This is a genomic window from Stenotrophomonas rhizophila, assembly GCF_003651185.1.
GTDB lineage: Bacteria > Pseudomonadota > Gammaproteobacteria > Xanthomonadales > Xanthomonadaceae > Stenotrophomonas > Stenotrophomonas maltophilia_Z.
Map to the genome: position 1 here is coordinate 1,556,250 of NZ_RCDC01000004.1, position 17,250 is coordinate 1,573,499.

Below are 17,250 nucleotides of genomic sequence, written 5' to 3' on the forward strand. Positions count from 1 at the left end.
GCGACGCTGCGCATGCGCGTGCTTCCTGGACGGTGTAGGTGAGGGTGTGGGTGACTATGCATCCCGGCCCCGCAGCTCATCTACCTCCTGGCGCATGTCGTCCCAACCGAGCCGCGTCTCCAGCAGCATGCCGTTGAGCGTTCGTCGCGCATGTGCCGTCAGTGCGCCATCGCGCGCGGCCACTTCGAGTGCCCTCACCAGACGCGCTTCAGCTGCCTGGCTCTCACTGGCGTACTGGATGCCCGCATCCCCGAGTACGGTACCCAACCTGCCGAAGCTGCCACGGAGGCTGCCGGCCAGGGTACGGTGGCGGGCGGGCTGGCCACCGGCGTCGCCCACCAGCCGCGTGACCCCATCGATGACCTGCATTTTCGCTGCAGCCATCCGCATCATCAGCGCGTTCAACTGCGGATCCTGCGTCCCGTCGTCGGCGACGGCTCTGGCGTAGATGTCGTGGCCGTCACGCGCGATGCCGATGATCTGGTTGAGTTCGCGTATCGCGTGGCCGGATTGGACGGTACTCATCACAGCGCTCCGTGGGATCGTGGGCCCACTGTGGCCGGGGATCGCCTGATCGTGCGCGCGTCGTGGGGACGGTAGCGTGATGCGATACCGGGACTTCCGGGGAACACGCGCATTGGCTACGATCGACCGGAGTCGATCGCACACACGATCCCGTCACCCTTGCCCCGTGCGGCACTGCGCCGGGTCGCAAGGAGGCTGTATGGCAGGGTTAAGTGGCACTGTATTCATGCTCGCGATGCTGGGTGTCGCCGCGCCGGGGGCATCCGTTGCCGCGCCGGCATTCGATCGCAGCGCTTGGCAGGCCGACCATGTGGCGCTCAAGCGCGCCTTGGAGCAGGACTACGCGCATCTGGCATGGGTCGCCTCGCCACAAAGTGGCGTGGACCTTCCCGCACTGGATGCCGCGGCGCAGCGTGCGCTGGCTGAAGCACGTACGGATACGCAGGCGCGCCAAGCCCTGCGCACTTTCCTGGCCGGGTTCCAGGATGGTCACCTCAGCCTGCTCGACCCGCTTGAACAGGCGTCCGACACGGCCTCGCCCACTGCTGTGGACCCGCGCACGCTGGGCGCGAGCGCAGGGTGTGCCGCGCTCGGCGTGGCCGATGAAGGCCGGCACGATTTCAGCCTGCCGCTGGAAACGCTGGCCGGTTACCACCCCCTCAACGACGACGCCGATCCTGTGCTGCGCGCCGGCATTCTCTCGCTGCCGGATGGCCACACGGTGGGTCTGCTGCGCCTGCATGAGTTCGATGCCTTGCGCTATCCGGGCCTCTGCCACGCGCTGTGGCCGCAACTGCGGCATGCGGACTCCACCGACGACATGCGCGGCACCTTGGCCCGGGGCTGGGTCGCGGTGATCGCCGCCAGCCTGCGGCGTTTCCAACAGGACGGAGTGGACGCCGTGCTGGTGGATGTCGGCGACAACCCGGGGGGCGACGACAGTGGCGATACGCTGACCCGGCTGTTCACCCCGCAGCCGGTTGCCTCCGCCGTGCTCCAGGTCAGCCAGTCCCCGGCCGGCAAGCCCTATCTGGACGAGCAATACGAGCGGCTCGACGACGCACTGCGCAATCACCGCCCCAACGCCGCAGCCCGCAGGCTGCTCACTACGGAGCTGCAGGCGTTCCAGGCGTCGCGGCGGGCCACGGCGCTGCCGGCCTGCGATCTGTCATGGGCCTGGCGGGTACAGCACGACTGGAACGGCCCCACATGCCGGCGCCTGGTGCCCGCAGGTACCTCCGGGGGCCCGTTGCCGAGCCCTGCCGTGGACACCCTCGATGATTTCCTCATCGCGCACCGCCTGGACTGGTCACAGGATCTGCGCGAGCACTGGGGCGCCTGGAAGGGGCCGGTATATGTCCTCACCAATGCAAAGACGGCGTCCTCCGCCGAGATGTTCGCGGCGCGGATGCAGGACAACCACATCGCGCGCATCGTCGGGACGCACAGCGGAGGGTACGGCTGCGGCTTCATGAGTGCGCAGGCGATGCCTGAACTGCCCCATTCGCATCTGCGCCTGCGCGTTCCGAATTGCGTGCGCCTGCGTGCCGATGGCAGTGACGAGGTGGCCGGCATCCGCCCGGACCTGCCGGTCGCGCCGCGTCGTGGCGAAGGCGCACGGGCCCGCGCGCAGCGGCTGGTCGATACGCTCATCGGCGACATCGCGCTGCATTGAATGCGGGCCGCGGCGGAGCCAATCCGGCACGCAGGCACGCGGTGAGCGCCGCTACACTGTGCACGCTGCAGGATCCGCAGCCTTCGGCATCGCCTGTCCCATGGAAAGACGCTACTTCGCCACCCTGCTTGCCTTGATCCTTCATCAGATCGACGCCGCATTCTGGCGTGAGTGGGAGATATTCCTGCTGCCCGGTGGCGTGCAGGGCTTCCTGGTCTTCAACCTGCTGGCCATCGGCGTGGTGCTGCTCGGCTACCGCCACGTGCTGCTGCAGACCAGCAAGGCGCGCGGCTTTGCGATGGTCTGCGCGGCGCTGGGCATCGCGACGTTCCTCATTCACCTCGGCTTCGCCGTGTTCGGCCACCGCGCTTTCCACCTGCCGTTGTCGATGGCGGTGATCGCAGCCTGCCTGGTCTCGGCGGTGTGCCTGTTGCGCTCGCTGCGCACCGATGCGCAGGGACGCCCACGCGCCTGACCGGTACCCTGGAGACACTGCGCCGGTGTGCCAATGCCAGGCGCGCAGTAGGAGAGCAAAAACAGACAGTACCGTCGCAAAGACGACGGCGGTCTGCAGGACATCGATCACCATTGCCATTCCACTGCCCCGGATCGACCGCCGGCATGCACGCGTTCTCCGGGAAGCGGCATGTCGTGCTCAAGGTCGGGAGGTACAGCGTGCGCGTCCGGGCGATGGACAGGCATCGGTTCTTGCCCTGCTGCGTCTCAGTGAAAGACGCAATTCGCTGTGATGAAGCTCGGTAGCGCGGACTTGAGCTCCCATGGCGCGTGCGCCCCGCTGGAGGCATGAAAAAGGCGACCTCGCGGTCGCCTCGATCATGATGCAATTGGTGGGCCGTGATGGATTCGAACCATCGACCAAAAGATTAAAAGTCTTCTGCTCTACCAACTGAGCTAACGGCCCATTGCATCCCCGACGTGACGCCGGGGGTGCGCATTCTAACGCATCTTCGCGCTCATGCGTACCCGTCCCGCATCACACGTAGTGGGTCGGGTCCGGCACGCCGGCATCCGTGAAGCCCTGCGCGCGCAGGCGGCAGGCATCGCAGTGCCCGCAGGCGCGGCCCTGGTCGTCGGCGTTGTAGCAGGACACGGTCAGGCCGAAATCCACGCCGAGGCGGACGCCTTCACGCACGATATCGGCCTTGCTCAGGAACTGCAGCGGCGCGTGAACCTGGATACCCGCACCTTCCACGCCCGCCTTGGTGGCCAGGTTGGCCAGCGTCTGGAAGGCCTGGATGAATTCAGGGCGGCAATCCGGGTAGCCGGAATAGTCCACCGCGTTGACGCCGCAGAAGATGTCGTTGGCACCCAGCACCTCCGCCCAACCGAGTGCGACGGACAGCATGATGGTATTGCGCGCCGGCACGTAGGTGACCGGGATGCCCTCGCCGCCCGCTTCCGGGACGTCGATGTCATCGGTCAGGGCCGAGCCGCCGATGCTGCGCAGGTCGACATTGACGGTCTTGTGGGCGACCGCACCCAGCGCGCTGGCGACCGCCGCGGCGGCATCGAGTTCGGAGGTGTGACGCTGGCCGTAGCGCACGCTCAGGGCGTGAACGGCAAAGCCCTGCTCGCGGGCGATGGCGACAACGGCGGCGGAGTCCATGCCGCCGGACAGGAGGACGACTGCTTTTTTCATGGGGGGTGTTTCCGGTGGTTTGCGGGGAACCAGCACGCTGTCCCGCGCCGGACGTCTTTACTGATGGTGAGGCGTGGTCGATGGCATGCGCAGCGCCGTAGCGCTGCAGCCGGCGTTACCTCCCGGGTTCGTCATTCCACAACAGCTTGTGCAGCTGCATCTGGAAGCGCACCGGCAGGCGATCGGCCACGATCCAGTCGGCCAGCTCGCGCGGGCTGACCTCGCTCTTGCTCGGCGAGAACAGCACCATGCTGCGCTCGTTGAGCCGGTGCTCGCGGACCATGCCGCGGGCCCACTCGTAATCCTCGCGGCTGCACAGCACGAACTTGATCTGGTCGCGCTTGGTCAGCAGCGGCAGGTTCTCCAGCCGGTTGCGGGCCATTTCGCCGGAGCCGGGAGTCTTCAGGTCGACCACGCGCGACACGCGCGGATCCACGCCACTGACATCCAGCGCACCGGAGGTCTCCAGCGAGACGTCCAGGCCGGCGTCGCAGAGCTTCTCCAGCAGCACCAGGCAGCGCTTCTGCGCCAGCGGCTCGCCACCGGTCACGCAGACGTGGTGCACGCCTTGGGCCAGCACTTCGTCCACGATCGCGTCGATGTCCCACCAGGTGCCGCCGTGGAAGGCGTAGGCGGTATCGCAATAGGTACAGCGCAGCGGGCAGCCGGTCAGGCGCACGAACACGGTCGGCCAGCCGGCGGTATCGGCTTCGCCCTGCAGGGACAGGAAGATCTCGGTGATCTTCAGTCGCGGCAACGGGGACTGCACGATCTCACTGGGGAGTGCGGCGGCAGCGGACAGGGTCGTGGTCATGGCGGTGATTCTTGACGGACGGCTTCGGAAACGACAACAGCCGGGCATGGCCCGGCACGGAAGACCGGGCAGCGCCCGGTTGGCGATCCATCAGTATACCGGGCCCGGCCGCTCCAGCGGCCCAAGCGGGTTCAGCGGATCTGCTGACCCAGCCGGATCGACTGCAGACGGTCCTGCGCGGTGCGCGCGGCGTCGGAGCCGGGATACGTGGACACGACCTGTTCGAGGGTCGCCTGGGCCTGGTCGACCTTGCCTTCGCCGTACTGGGAAAGGCCGATCTTGAGCAGGCCACCGGACGCCTTGTCATGGGTCGGGTAGCGCGAGATGAGGTCGCGGAACTGCGCCTCAGCCAGCGGGAAATTGCGGGTGGCGTAATAGCTCTCGCCCAGCCAGTACAGCGCGTTGGGGGTATAGACGCCGTTGGGGTACAGCTCGAGGAAGCTCATGAACAGCTGCGCCGAGTCGTCGTACTTGCCGGCCTTGAGCGAATCGAAGGCGACATTGTAGGCGGTGCGTTCATCGCCACTGGCGGCCAGGCTGCCGGCATCGCCGTGCACGCTTGGCGGCCGCTCGGAAGCGGCCGTTGCCGGTTTCGGGGATGCAGCGGGGGCAGGCGCGGGTGAGGCCGGGGCGGCAGGAAGCACGGGGGCTCCACCTTCCAGGCGGTTCAGGCGGCTGTCCAGGTCCAGATACTGGTCCTTGGCGGACTGCTTGAGCTGGTCATTGTCGTGCTGCAGCTGCTCGACCTGCGACTGCAGGGCCTGCAACTGGGTACGCAACTGATTCAGCTGGTTGAGCATGTCCATGTTGGACTGGTTGTTGTTCGCCTGCTGCTCAAGCGCGCCGACGCGGTCGGCCAGACTCTGGCGCTGCGCATTGGCCGGTGCGGCAGCCACGAGGGCTGCCGCAACGATCATCGATAGAAATCGAAAGCGCATCTATTACTGAGCCGTGTACACGATCTCGACGCGACGGTTCTGCGACCAGCAGGACTCGCCCGACTCGGTGCAGACCGGACGCTCTTCACCGTAGGACACGACGGTCAGCTGCGAAGCCGAGCCACCGTTGGCCTGCAGTGCCGAGGACACGCCGTTGCCACGACGCTCGCCCAGAGCCTGGTTGTAAGCACGCGAACCGCGCTCATCGGTGTGGCCCTGCAGGGTCATGCGCGAGGACGGACGGTCACGCAGGTACTTGGCGTGGCACGCCATGATGGCCTGGAACTCCGGCTTGACGCTGTCCTGGTCCAGATCGAAGTACACCACGCGCTGGCGCAGGCAGGAATCGGTATCCAGATCACCCGGACCGTACAGACCCGAGGTGGACGGGCCGGTCGGAGCGGTGGTGCTGCCGGTATCAACCGGGGCAGCCGGCACTTCCTTGACCTTCTTGGAACAACCGGCCAGGGCGGCCACGGACAACAGGGAGACAAGCAGAACGCGGGTGGTCTTGTTCATGGCGATACCTTTGAGGCTCCTAAAGCCGGATGAGGGATGAATACGGCGAAATCTTAACACTCTGTTAGCGCTTTGTACGGTATGGCGACCAAGAAGGCTCACGAACATCACCGTCGGCCAGAACCAGCCGCTGGCGCACGCGCGCATCGGCCGATACGGCGTACAACACTCCACGACCACCCTCACGGGCGGCGTACAACACCATGCTTGCGTTGGGCGCGAAGCTCGGCGATTCATCCAGCGACCCTGGCGACAGCGTGTTCCAGCGGGCCGAGCCCGTACTGCTGTCCATCATCGCGATCTTGTAGGTATTGCCGCTGCCCTGGGCGACCACCAGCTTCTTGCCGTCGTAGGACAGGCTCGGGGTGGCGTTGTAGTTGCCCTGGAAGGTCACGCGCGAGGCGCTGCCACCGCTGGAGGCCACCTGGTAGATCTGCGGGCGGCCGCCACGGTCGGAGGTGAAGTAGACGCTGCTGCCATCCGGGCTCCAGGTCGGCTCGGTATCGATGGCGAAGTGGTTGGTCAGCTGGGTCAGCTGCTTGCTGCCCAGATCCATCACGTAGATTTCCGGGTTGCCACTGCGCGACAGCGACAGGGCCAGGCGGCGGCCATCGGGCGAGAACGACGGGGCGCTGTTGATGCCGCGGAAGCTGGTGACCAGTTCACGGGCACCGCTGGAGATGTTCTGGATGTAGATCGCCGAGTTGCCGCGCTCGAAGCTCACATAGGCCAGCTTGTTGCCGTCCGGGCTCCAGCTCGGCGAGAGCAGCGGCTCGGCCGAGCGCACAATGGTCTGCGGGTTGAAGCCGTCCGAATCGGCCACCATCAGCGCATAGCGCATGGCATCGCCCTTGCCGCTGGCGGTCACATAGGCGATGCGGGTCCAGAAGGCGCCGCGGACACCGGTGATCTTTTCGTAGATGGCATCGGCCATCTGGTGGGCGACATCGCGCATGGCGTTGCCACGGGCGGTCATCGCCAGGCCCAGCAGGCGCTCGCCCTTGGGCACGTCGTACAGCTCGTATTCGACGCGGTAGGCGCCAGCGCCGGCGTCCATCACCCGGCCGACCACGATGTAGTTCTGCTTCAGCGCACGCCAGGTGGCGAACTGGATCTCGCTGCCACGGGTCGGCTTTTCGACGATCTGGGCTTCCGGCAGGTTGCGGAACTGGCCGGAACGGTCCAGATCGGCACGCACCACGGCGGCCACATCGGTCTGCGGTGCACCGGCCGACCCCTGGTACGGCATGGGGACGACGGTGATCGGCGTGGCGGAGGCATTGCCGCCAATGATGTCGATATCCAGCCCCTTCTGCTGCGCCATGGCAGCGAAGGGCAACAACAGGGCCGCAACAACGGCAAGCCAACGAGGCATTTTTTTCATGGAGCGCTCAATAGGGGGAAACCAGAACGAGGGATAACAGGACCGCGGTGAACAGTTTCGCAATCATGAACCAAGGCCGTGTGAATTCCGAGTCACCTGGCGCACAAAACTCACACACTGTTAACCCCTTCAGGCGCCGTTGGGCTGCGCAACGGCGGGCGGTACGCGCCTGCGACGACCGCTGATCCGGCGGGATCAGCGGTCTGCCGGGTCAATCTTGGGCGGTGAACGTGAAGTTGATGGTGCGCGCGAATACCGACTCGAAGCCGCGGTACGGCAACGGCTGGGCATTCAACACGGCGGCCTCGATCGAACGGCGGCCTGCCTCGTCGAACGGGCAGCTGCCGCTGACCTTGGCCTGGATCACCTGTCCACCCGGAATCTGGGTGATCGAGACCTGGCAGCGCTGGCCCAGCGGCACCGAATCCGGACGGGTCCACTGTGCGGAGACCTTCTGCTGGATGGCCGCCGCGTATTTGGCGCTGAGATCGTCACTGGTGCCACCGGCACCGGCGGCCGGCTTGGCGGCACCGGTCGCCCCGGCGGTCGAGGCCGAGGCATTGGCGGCACGCGCGGCCGTGACCTGGCGCAGCTTCTGTTCGGCCAGCTTGGCTTCGTTCTCGGCCTGGGCGCGCTTGCGGCGGATTTCGGCAAGCTTCTTGTCGCGCTCGGCGTCGGCCTTGGCATCATTGGCCTTCTGTTCCTGCTCGGCCAGCTTCTTCTTTTCCGCCTCTTCCTGCTGTTTGGCCAGGCGCAGCTTCTGCTCGGCCTGTTCCTGGCGCTTGCGCTCGGTCAGGTCGATCTGTTCCTGGCGGCGCTTGGCTTCCTGCTCCTGCTTGGCCTTTTCAGCCGAGATCGCCAGCGCGTTGACCGCTTCCTGATCGACCGTATCGGGCTGGGCGATGCGCTCCTGCGCCTGCGATTGCTGCGGCGTCGGCGCGTCCTGCGGGCGCGGCTCGGGCAACGGCTGCGGCGGCGGCACGGTGTCTTCCGGAATCGGCTCGGGCTCGGCGACCGGCTCGGGCAGGTCCGGCAGCGATTCGGAGGCACGCAGGGCCTGGCGCGCGGCCGAGGCTTCGGACGCGGACAGCTGCAGGCTGGCTTCGATGGCCGGATCGCCCGCGGCCGCTTCGGTGGTGCGCTGCGGCGACCACAACCAGGCGGCGATGAAGATCAGTGCCAGCAGCAGATGGACGCCGAGCGCCAGCGCGATCGGCAGGCCCCACTCCTCATCCCGTGCGCGCTGCGGTGGCAGGGCTTCAGTGTGCATCGGTCGCCAGGCCCACCTTTTCCACGTTGGCGCGCTTGATCACGTCCATGGCCGCGACCACCTTTTCATAGGCCACGGCCCGGTCGGCGGCGACGATCACGCGCAGGTTCTTGTCCTGCGAGGAAAGCGCGGACAGCTGGGCCTGCAGGCGGGCCGCATCCATCGGCTCCGGGTCCTTGGCCTCGGGCAGCTTCAGGCTGAGCTGGCCATCCAGGCGGACGGACACGACGACCGGATCCTGCTTGCTCTCCAGGGCCTTGGCCTGGGAGGTCGGCAGATCCACTTCAAAGCTCAGCGTGAGCAGCGGCGCGGTCACCATGAAAATGATGAGCAGCACCAGCATGACGTCGATGTACGGCACGACGTTGATTTCGGATTTGAGCTTTCGGCGCTTGCGGCGGCCAATGGCTGCGGTCATGGCAGGACTCCTGTGCTGGGCGCTTACTCGTCGCCCGCGGTCTGGCGCTGCAGGATCGAGCTGAACTCTTCTGCGAAGGTTTCAAAGCGCACCGACATGCGCTCCACGCGGGTGGTGAAGCGGTTGTAGGCCCACACGGCCGGGATCGCTACGAACAGGCCGATCGCGGTGGCGAACAGGGCTTCGGAGATGCCCGGGGCAACCGAGGCGATACCGGCCTGCTCACCGCTGTTGATCATGTCGTGCATGGTCACCATGATGCCGAACACGGTACCGACCAGGCCCACGTACGGGGCGGTCGAGCCGATGTTGGCCAGCAGCTCCAGGCTGCGCTCCATCTGGTCCACTTCACGCGTATAGGTGGTGCGCATGGCGCGCTGCGCACCCTCGAGCTGGGCCCGGCCATCCAGCCGACGCTTGTCGCGCAGGCGGGTGAACTCGCGGAAACCGGCTTCGAAGATCGCTTCCAGGCCGCCGACCTTGCGGTTGCGGTCGGTCGCCGAGCTGTACAGCTTGCCCAGGTCCGCACCGGACCAGAAGCGACTTTCGAACTCGTCGGCCTCACGGTTGGCGGCATTGAACACGCGCGCCTTGCGGAAGATGATCACCCAGCTGATGAACGAGCCGGCCAACAGCAGCAGCACGATGATCTTCACCGGGATGCTGGCCTTGATCATCAGGTCCAGGTAATTGATGCCACCGCCATGCGCGGCTTGGGCGACAGTCTGCGCCGCGGCGCTGGTGACTTCCTGCGGCAGCGCTTCGGTCACCGTGGCCTGCAGGGCCAGGAGCATTGCGATCATCCGTTGTTCCTCAGTGTGCGGATTCTGGAAATTCGAGGTGTTTCAGCGCGGCATGCAGTGCATCGTCCATGCCACGCGGTTTGAAGGTGGTTGCATCCAGCGCGGCGATCTTCACCTGCGCGGTCAGCAGTGTCTCATCGCCCCGATGGACGGCCTGGGCGAACACCATGCTGGCGCGCTTGCACTGCACCAGCGTGGCGGTGACCGCCAACGCATCATCCAGACGCGCCGGCTTGAGGAAGTCCATGGACATGCTGCGTACCGCGAACACCAGGCCGTGGTCGCAGCGCATGCGCTCCTGACCATACCCCAATGCCCGCATCCATTCGGTGCGCGCCCGTTCCATGAAGGCCACGTAGCGGGCGTGGTACACCACCCCGCCAGCGTCGGTATCTTCCCAGTAAATGCGTGTCGGCCAACTGAATCGGGGCTCAATCCGGGGCTCAACCGACATCCGGGACCTCCGCGAACAGGTCCGCCGGCGGGTTTTTCGGCTTCAGCCCCATGTGCCGGTAGGCCTTGTGCGTGCACATGCGGCCCCGCGCGGTGCGGATCAGGAAACCCTGCTGGATCAGGTACGGCTCGACCACGTCTTCCAGCGTGCCACGCTCTTCAGACAGGGCGGCCGCCAGCGACTCGATGCCGACCGGGCCACCGTCGAAGTAATCGACCATGGTCCGCAGCAGGCGCCGATCGAGCTCGTCGAAGCCCTCCGGATCGACCTTGAGCATCTGCATCGCGGCCTGGGCAACGTCCTGATCGATGTGGCCCGCCGCCTTCACCTGGGCGAAGTCGCGCACGCGGCGCAGCAGCCGGTTGGCGATACGCGGGGTGCCGCGCGAGCGCCGTGCGATCTCGGCCGCGCCTTCGGCGGTGCAGTCGATGTTGAGGATGCTGGCCGAACGCCGGACGATCTTGGTGAGCTCTTCCGGCGTATAGAACTCCAGCCGGTGCACGATGCCGAAGCGGTCGCGCAGCGGCGCGGTCAGCAGGCCTGCACGGGTGGTCGCGCCGATCAGGGTGAACGGCGGCAGATCGATCTTGATCGAGCGGGCCGCAGGGCCCTCACCGATCATGATGTCGATCTGGAAATCTTCCATCGCCGGGTACAGCACTTCCTCCACGACCGGCGAGAGGCGGTGGATTTCGTCGATGAACAGCACATCGTGCGGCTGCAGATTGGTCAGCAGCGCAGCCAGATCGCCCGCCTTTTCGATCACCGGGCCGGAGGTGACGCGCAGCGCGACCCCCAGCTCATTGGCGATCACATGGCTCAACGTGGTCTTGCCCAGACCCGGCGGCCCGAAGATCAGCACGTGGTCCAGCGCGTCGCCACGGGCCTTGGTCGCCTCGATATAGATCGACAGCTGCTCGCGCACAGGGGCCTGACCGAGGTAATCGGCCATGCGCTTGGGGCGGATGCTGGCGTCGGTGCCCTCGTCTTCGCGGGTGGCACCGGCGGCGATGATGCGGTCGTCGGTCATTCGGCAATTATGCGGCAAAAGCGGCGCGATCCGCGCCCGGTAGTGCGGGCCGCTGGCCGGCTCCTAATGACATCTGCATCCCGCGGAGCCGGCCAGCGGCCGGCACTACCGGGATCGAATCGGAGGAAGAGCCCCCTTGTTGTTCAAGGGGGCGCGCCGAAGGCGCGGGGATAAGGTGGAATGCGCGGACACCCCAGTCCGCCAAGGGCGGATGGGGTGTTCAAGGGGGCGCGCCGAAGGCGCGGGGATAAGGTGGAATGCGCCCGGGTCCCAAGGTTTGCGAAGCAGACCTTGGCCGCAGGTGGCGATCTGACGGCGTCAGATCTCCACCTGCGCCCCGAGTTCGACCAATCGATTACCCGGAATCCGGAAGAACCCGGTCGCCGGCGCGGCGTTGCGGTGCATCAGCGCGAACAGCTTGTCGCGCCAGATCGGCATGCCGCGGTTGGCGGTGGCCACGATGGTCTCGCGGCTGGCGAAGAACGTGGTGTCCATCGGGTCGAAGTAGATCCCGCCGTGGTCGCACGAGCGCATCAGCGCCAGCGGCACGTCCGGGGTCTCCATGAAGCCGAAGCGCACGTAGATCCGATAGAACTCATCGCCCACCGATTCGATCTTCAGGCGCTGGCCCGAGGGCGCATACGGCACCGGCAGGGTCACCACGTGCAGGAACACGTTGCGCTCATGCAGCACCTTGTTGTGCTTGAGGTTGTGCATCAGCGCGTGCGGCGCCACCGAGGGGTCGGCGGTCAGGAACACGGCGGTGCCCGGCACCCGCACCGGGGGGGCCAGCATCAGGCCCGGCAGGAAGGTATCGATCCGGATGCCGTCCTTGCGGATCTCATCGCGCAGCAGCTCGCGGCCACGCCGCCAGGTGCGCATCATGGTGAACAGCACGATGCCCAGCACCACCGGGAACCACGCGCCCTGCAGCAGCTTGGCGCCGTTGGCGATCACAAAGCCCAGGTCGATCACGAAGAACACCGCGCACAGCGGGATGATCCAGTAGCGCGAGGTCGGCCACAGCGCGCGGGCCACCAGGGCCAGCAGCAGGGTATCGATCAGCATCGTCGCCGAGACCGAAATGCCGTAGGCCACGGCCAGGTTGGAGGAGCTGCGGAACGCCAGCACCAGCCCGATCACCATCACCGCGATACCCCAGTTGATGCCCGGGATGTAGATCTGGCCGATGGTGTCGTGCGAGGTGTGGGTGATGCGCATGCGCGGGATGTAGCCCAGCTGCATGGCCTGGCGCGACACCGAGAACGCACCGGTGATCACCGACTGCGAGGCGATCACCGCCGCCATCGTGGCCAGCACGATCATCGGGTACAGACCCCACTCCGGCACCGCCTCGAAGAACGGGTTCTTGACCGCTTCGGGGTTCTTCAGCACCAGGGCGCCCTGCCCCAGGTAGTTCAGCACCAGGCACGGCAGCACGAAGTAGTACCAGGCATGGCGGATCGGCTTGGCGCCGAAATGGCCCATGTCCGCATACAGTGCTTCGCCGCCGGTCACCGCCAGCACCACCGCGCCGAGGATGAAGATGCCGTGCCAGCCGTGCTCCATGAAGAAGCGCAGCGCCCACATCGGGTTGAAGGCCTTGAGCACTTCCGGCGCATCGACGATGTTCCAGATGCCGATCGCCGCCAGCGAAATGAACCAGATCGAGGTGATCGGGCCGAACAGCTTGCCGATCTTGGCCGTGCCGAAGCGCTGCACCGCGAACACCGCCAGCAGCACCACCACGGTGATCGGCACGATGAAGTTGTGCAGGCCCGGGGCCGCCACCTCCAGGCCTTCGACGGCGCCCAGCACGGAGATCGCCGGGGTGATCACGCCATCGCCGAAGAACAGCGAGGCGCCGAAAATGCCGAGGATGCCGACCACATAGGCCGAGCGCGACCCGTTGCGCAGCGTGCGCTGGGTCAGCGCCATCAACGCCATGATGCCGCCCTCGCCTTCATTGTCGGCACGCATGATGATGGTGACGTACTTGAGAGTGACCACGATGTTCAGTGCCCAGAAGGCCAGCGACAGCACCCCCAGCACGGTGTCATGGTCGCTGTTGAGCCCGTAGTGCGGGGAGAACGCTTCCTTCAGCGTGTACAGCGGGCTGGTGCCGATATCGCCGAACACCACGCCGATGGCGCCGATCATCAGCGCCATGCCACCGGCGGCCGGCGCGTGCCCGTGCGGGGCCTGGCCGTCGCTGTGCTGGGAAGAAGTGGTGGACATGGGGCTCCGGGCGGACGCGGTGGGTAGTGTCGGTATCAGGAAACGGCAGGCGCGCGGCTCAGCGCAGCGCGGCCTGGAGGGCCTTGCGGATCACCGTGGCGACATCGTCACCCTCGGCGTTGGCATCGCGCGCCATGCGCGCGGCCTCGGTCGGCTTGTAGCCCAGCTGCTGCAGGGCCACGGTTGCCTCGGAGACCGGATCGGTGGCCGGTGCCGCACCGGCGATCGGCGCGCCGCCGCCACCGAAATTGGCCGCGCGGTCGCGCAGCTCCAGCACCATGCGCTCGGCGGTCTTCTTGCCGATGCCCGGGATGCGGGTCAGCGCGGTGATGTCACCGGCCTGCAGCATGCGCGCGAACTCGTCCACGCTGACGCCGGACAGCACCGCCAGCGCGATCTTGGCACCGATCCCGCTGACCTTCTGCACATCGCGGAACAGGCGCCGCTCGCCCTCGCGCAGGAAGCCGTACAGCGAGACGCTGTCTTCCTTCTGCGCGTAATGGGTGAACAAGGTGACCTCGCGGCCCAGCTCGGGCAGATCGTAGAAGGTGCTCATCGGCGCCTCCAGCTCGTAGCCGACGCCATTGACGTCCACCATCAGCCAAGGCGGCGCCTTGTAGGCCACGATCCCGCGCAGACGACCAATCATGCAGTGTTCCTCATTTCCGGCTCCAGGCCTGGCGCGCATTGACGCCCAGGCGCAGCGCCGTCGCCCGGACATGGGCGTGGGTGATCGCCACGGCCAACGCATCGGCAGCGTCGGCCTGCAGCTTGGTTTTCAGGTTGAGCATGAGCCCGACCATGTGTTGGACCTGTTGTTTTTCCGCGCCACCGCGGCCGACCACGGCCAGCTTGATCTCGGTGGCGGCGTACTCGCTGACCGGCAGGTCGCGCATCACCACGGCCGAGATGGCGGCGCCGCGCGCCTGGCCCAGCTTCAAGGCCGAATCCGGGTTGCGCGCCATGAACACCTTTTCGATGGCCACTTCGTCGGGGCGGTATTCCTCGACCAGGGCAGTCAGGCCGACCACCAGCAGCTTCATCCGCTGCGGGAAGTCGTCCGCGCCGAGCAGGACCAGCGGCAGGTGATGCACATGCACCACCTTGCCGGCGGCGTCCACATCAATGATGCCCACCCCGGTGCGCTGCGAACCGGGGTCGATGCCGAGAATGCGGGTCATGCGGCACGCACACGGCCGCCCGTGGCCCGGAAGGGACACATGCGGCGGGGATAACAGGGAACGGCTGGAGTCATCATGGTCCGCATTGTCCGCTCACCGGTCGCGCAAAGCGACCGGTGAAGCGCCTGCTCAGGCGTAGGCGTCCGCGCCGAGATCGGCGTTGGAGAACACGTCCTGCACGTCGTCCAGGTCTTCGAGCATGTCCAGCAGCTTCTTGACCTGCAAGGCGGTGTCGCCTTCGACCTTGATGTCGTTGTCAGCGCGGTAGGTGATTTCGGCATGGTCCGGGGTGAACCCGGCGGCCTCCATCGCATCCTTGACGGCGTGATAGCTGTCGGCCGCGGTCACCACATCGATCGCCCCGTCTTCCGGGTAGACCACGATGTCGTCCGCGCCGGACTCGATCGCCGCCTCGGTCACGGCTTCTTCGTCCGCACCGGCGGCGAAGTGCAGCACGCCGAGGCGCTTGAACATGAACGACACCGAGCCTTCCGTGCCCATGTTCCCGCCGCACTTGCTGAACGCATGGCGGACATCGGCCACGGTGCGCACGCGGTTGTCGGTCAGGCAGTCCACGATCACGGCCACGCCACCGGGGGCATAGCCCTCGTAGCGGATCTCTTCGTACTCGACGCCTTCCAGCTCACCGGTCGCCTTCTTGATGGCGCGCTCGATCACGTCCTTGGACATGTTCGAGGACAGGCCCTTGTCCATGGCCACCCGCAGGCGCGGGTTGTTGTTGGGGTCGCCTCCACCGCCGCGCGCGGCAACGCCGATCTCGCGGATGATCTTGGTGAAAATCTTGCCGCGCTTCGCGTCAGACGCGTTTTTGCGGTTCTCGATGGAGGGGCCTCTACCCATGGGGTGACTCTCGTGTTTCTGTCAGGAACAGGGCGCGAATTCTACCTGATCCGTCGGCCTGCCCGTGTCAGTGCCGGGCCCGATCAGGCAGCGTGGGCCGCGTCGTCCCGGCGGAACCGGCCATCGCGCAGGAACGCGGCGGTCTGGCGCGCGGCATCCGGCGAGAACACCAGCCCGCTATGGCTGGCCGGGATCACGCAGTGGTCGGCCAGGCCCGGCAACTGCGTCTCATCCAGCGCCACGGTGCCATCGGAGGCATCGCCACAGGCGCCCAGCAGGCTGCCCAGCCCGTGCGGGACGGAGCCGGCGATCAGGCCGACCTGCGCCCTGCCCTCCCAGGCCGGCAGGCCATCCAGCAGCAGTTCCGAGCTGCGCCCCAGCGCCAGCGACCAGCCGTGATCGCTCAGCGAGCGCGCGGTCACACTGCCACGCAACGGCGAGCCGAGGCAGACCACCCGCGAAACCGGCAGTTCCGGCGCGCGCCGCAGCGCCTCCAGCGCGACCAGCCCGCCCAGGCTGTGCCCGACCAGCGAGACCGGACCGCTGCCCTTGAGCCGCTCCAGCAGTTGCGGCACCGCCACCTCCGGCCCCCCGAACACACTGGAATACCCGAAGGTATCCACGGCGAAGCCACGGGCACGCAGACGCCAGGCCAGCGGGCCGACCCACGCGCGCGCATTCCAGATGCCATGCAGCAGTAAAACAGGGGGATTCATGGTGTCAGCCTAGCCCGTTGGGCGGGGCGCCTGCAGAAGGAAACAGCGTCATTAGACGAATGGACCGGACAACGGCAGGTGAAGCCATCGCGGCCCGTCAGGATCGGGCTCAGGCGGCCGTTGGCGGGCGGCGCAGGATGAACTCCAGGTCGCGCACGTTGCCGACCGGGAACTCGTAGGTGCCGACCTTGCTGAAGCCGTAGCGGGCATAGAAGCGCTGCGCGCCGAAGTTTTCCGACCACACCCCCAGCCACACCGTGCGGGGGCCCTCGCGTTCCAGCCAGGCAAGCGCCGTTTCGAACAGACGGCTGCCCCAGCCACAGCTCTGCTGGTCCTTGATCAGGTACAGGCGCTTGAGCTCGCCATCGCCGGGCTGCACCTCGGCATGCGGCAGCCCACACGGCCCGGCAGCGGCGTGGCCCACGGCCACCCCATCCAGTTCCAGCAGCCAGACCGCGTAATCGGGGTGTTCGAGGATGATGCGCTGGCGCTGCGCCGGGTAGGCCTCGTCGAGGAAGGCCTGCAGGTCCTCGGGCGGGTACAGATGGCCGAAGGTTTCCACGAAGGTACGCGCGGCCAGCACCGACAGGGTCTGGGCATCGTCCGGGGTGGCGCGGCGGATGGTGTAGCGGCCTGGAGTCACGGCGGGAGCATCGGCATCGGCGGGAGCCGCCAATTTACCTGAACGCTGCGGTGATGGCGCGGCCCGGCACCGACCTCCTGCCGGTACCTGCCGCACCCCACGCCGACCGATGGCCGGCGCT

At 66.8% G+C, this 17,250-nt stretch carries 19 protein-coding genes and 1 tRNA gene; 2 read left to right on the plus strand and 18 right to left on the minus strand.

Annotated elements, in window-relative coordinates:
- Positions 1-54: 54 nt before the first annotated feature.
- A complete protein-coding gene (locus BCL79_RS06930; protein WP_121039116.1) occupies positions 55-525 on the minus strand; it encodes a DUF2383 domain-containing protein in 471 nt (156 codons plus the stop codon).
- Between the two features lie 226 nt (positions 526-751).
- Between BCL79_RS06930 and BCL79_RS06935 the strand changes: the two genes are divergently transcribed.
- Complete coding sequence (locus BCL79_RS06935; protein WP_183073691.1) at positions 752-2,200, plus strand: S41 family peptidase; 1,449 nt, start codon at positions 752-754, stop codon at positions 2,198-2,200.
- Between the two features lie 100 nt (positions 2,201-2,300).
- Positions 2,301-2,675 carry a DUF6713 family protein gene (locus BCL79_RS06940; RefSeq protein ID WP_121039122.1) on the plus strand — a complete coding sequence of 125 codons (375 nt, stop codon included), beginning with the start codon at positions 2,301-2,303 and terminating at the stop codon, positions 2,673-2,675.
- Between the two features lie 371 nt (positions 2,676-3,046).
- Here BCL79_RS06940 and BCL79_RS06945 read toward each other — a convergent pair.
- The 17 genes from BCL79_RS06945 to BCL79_RS07030 all read right to left on the minus strand — a co-directional run bounded on the left by BCL79_RS06945 (position 3,047) and on the right by BCL79_RS07030 (position 17,129).
- A tRNA-Lys gene (locus BCL79_RS06945) sits at positions 3,047-3,122 on the minus strand.
- 72 nt (positions 3,123-3,194) lie between these two features.
- Complete coding sequence (queC, locus tag BCL79_RS06950; protein WP_121039125.1) at positions 3,195-3,860, minus strand: 7-cyano-7-deazaguanine synthase QueC; 666 nt, start codon at positions 3,858-3,860, stop codon at positions 3,195-3,197.
- Positions 3,861-3,975: 115 nt separating this feature from the next.
- Entirely contained in the window at positions 3,976-4,674 is a 699-nt protein-coding gene (gene queE / locus BCL79_RS06955) for a 7-carboxy-7-deazaguanine synthase QueE (protein ID WP_121039128.1), read from the minus strand.
- 131 nt (positions 4,675-4,805) lie between these two features.
- Positions 4,806-5,612, minus strand: coding sequence for a tol-pal system protein YbgF (gene ybgF / locus BCL79_RS06960; RefSeq protein ID WP_121039131.1), 807 nt, complete (start codon positions 5,610-5,612; stop codon positions 4,806-4,808).
- 3 nt (positions 5,613-5,615) lie between these two features.
- Complete coding sequence (gene pal, locus BCL79_RS06965; protein WP_121039134.1) at positions 5,616-6,131, minus strand: peptidoglycan-associated lipoprotein Pal; 516 nt, start codon at positions 6,129-6,131, stop codon at positions 5,616-5,618.
- Positions 6,132-6,195: 64 nt separating this feature from the next.
- On the minus strand, positions 6,196-7,515 hold the full coding sequence (gene tolB, locus BCL79_RS06970; protein WP_046272625.1) for a Tol-Pal system beta propeller repeat protein TolB: 1,320 nt from the start codon (positions 7,513-7,515) through the stop codon (positions 6,196-6,198).
- Positions 7,516-7,726: 211 nt separating this feature from the next.
- Positions 7,727-8,785 (minus strand): cell envelope integrity protein TolA, encoded by a 1,059-nt coding sequence (gene tolA, locus BCL79_RS06975; RefSeq protein WP_121039137.1) that lies wholly within the window; start codon positions 8,783-8,785, stop codon positions 7,727-7,729.
- On the minus strand, positions 8,775-9,203 hold the full coding sequence (tolR, locus tag BCL79_RS06980) for a protein TolR (RefSeq protein ID WP_121039140.1): 429 nt from the start codon (positions 9,201-9,203) through the stop codon (positions 8,775-8,777). The genes tolA and tolR overlap by 11 nt, the downstream gene beginning before the upstream one ends.
- A 23-nt stretch (positions 9,204-9,226) precedes the next feature.
- Positions 9,227-10,006, minus strand: coding sequence for a protein TolQ (tolQ, locus tag BCL79_RS06985; RefSeq protein ID WP_121039143.1), 780 nt, complete (start codon positions 10,004-10,006; stop codon positions 9,227-9,229).
- Between the two features lie 10 nt (positions 10,007-10,016).
- Positions 10,017-10,460: a tol-pal system-associated acyl-CoA thioesterase gene (gene ybgC / locus BCL79_RS06990; RefSeq protein WP_121039146.1), complete on the minus strand. Its 444-nt coding sequence runs from the start codon at positions 10,458-10,460 to the stop codon at positions 10,017-10,019.
- Positions 10,450-11,490 (minus strand): Holliday junction branch migration DNA helicase RuvB, encoded by a 1,041-nt coding sequence (gene ruvB / locus BCL79_RS06995; RefSeq protein WP_121039149.1) that lies wholly within the window; start codon positions 11,488-11,490, stop codon positions 10,450-10,452. Before ruvB ends, ybgC begins: the two co-directional genes overlap by 11 nt.
- A 318-nt stretch (positions 11,491-11,808) precedes the next feature.
- Positions 11,809-13,728, minus strand: a complete 1,920-nt coding sequence (locus BCL79_RS07005) for a potassium transporter Kup (RefSeq protein WP_121039157.1) — start codon at positions 13,726-13,728, stop codon at positions 11,809-11,811.
- Positions 13,729-13,786: 58 nt separating this feature from the next.
- On the minus strand, positions 13,787-14,377 hold the full coding sequence (gene ruvA, locus BCL79_RS07010) for a Holliday junction branch migration protein RuvA (RefSeq protein ID WP_088433901.1): 591 nt from the start codon (positions 14,375-14,377) through the stop codon (positions 13,787-13,789).
- A 10-nt stretch (positions 14,378-14,387) separates the two neighbouring features.
- Entirely contained in the window at positions 14,388-14,909 is a 522-nt protein-coding gene (gene ruvC, locus BCL79_RS07015; protein WP_121039160.1) for a crossover junction endodeoxyribonuclease RuvC, read from the minus strand.
- A gap of 129 nt (positions 14,910-15,038) precedes the next feature.
- Positions 15,039-15,770: a YebC/PmpR family DNA-binding transcriptional regulator gene (locus tag BCL79_RS07020; protein ID WP_121039163.1), complete on the minus strand. Its 732-nt coding sequence runs from the start codon at positions 15,768-15,770 to the stop codon at positions 15,039-15,041.
- Positions 15,771-15,853: 83 nt separating this feature from the next.
- On the minus strand, positions 15,854-16,486 hold the full coding sequence (locus tag BCL79_RS07025; RefSeq protein WP_121039166.1) for an esterase/lipase family protein: 633 nt from the start codon (positions 16,484-16,486) through the stop codon (positions 15,854-15,856).
- A 109-nt stretch (positions 16,487-16,595) separates the two neighbouring features.
- On the minus strand, positions 16,596-17,129 hold the full coding sequence (locus tag BCL79_RS07030; protein ID WP_183073692.1) for a GNAT family N-acetyltransferase: 534 nt from the start codon (positions 17,127-17,129) through the stop codon (positions 16,596-16,598).
- Positions 17,130-17,250: the final 121 nt, after the last annotated feature.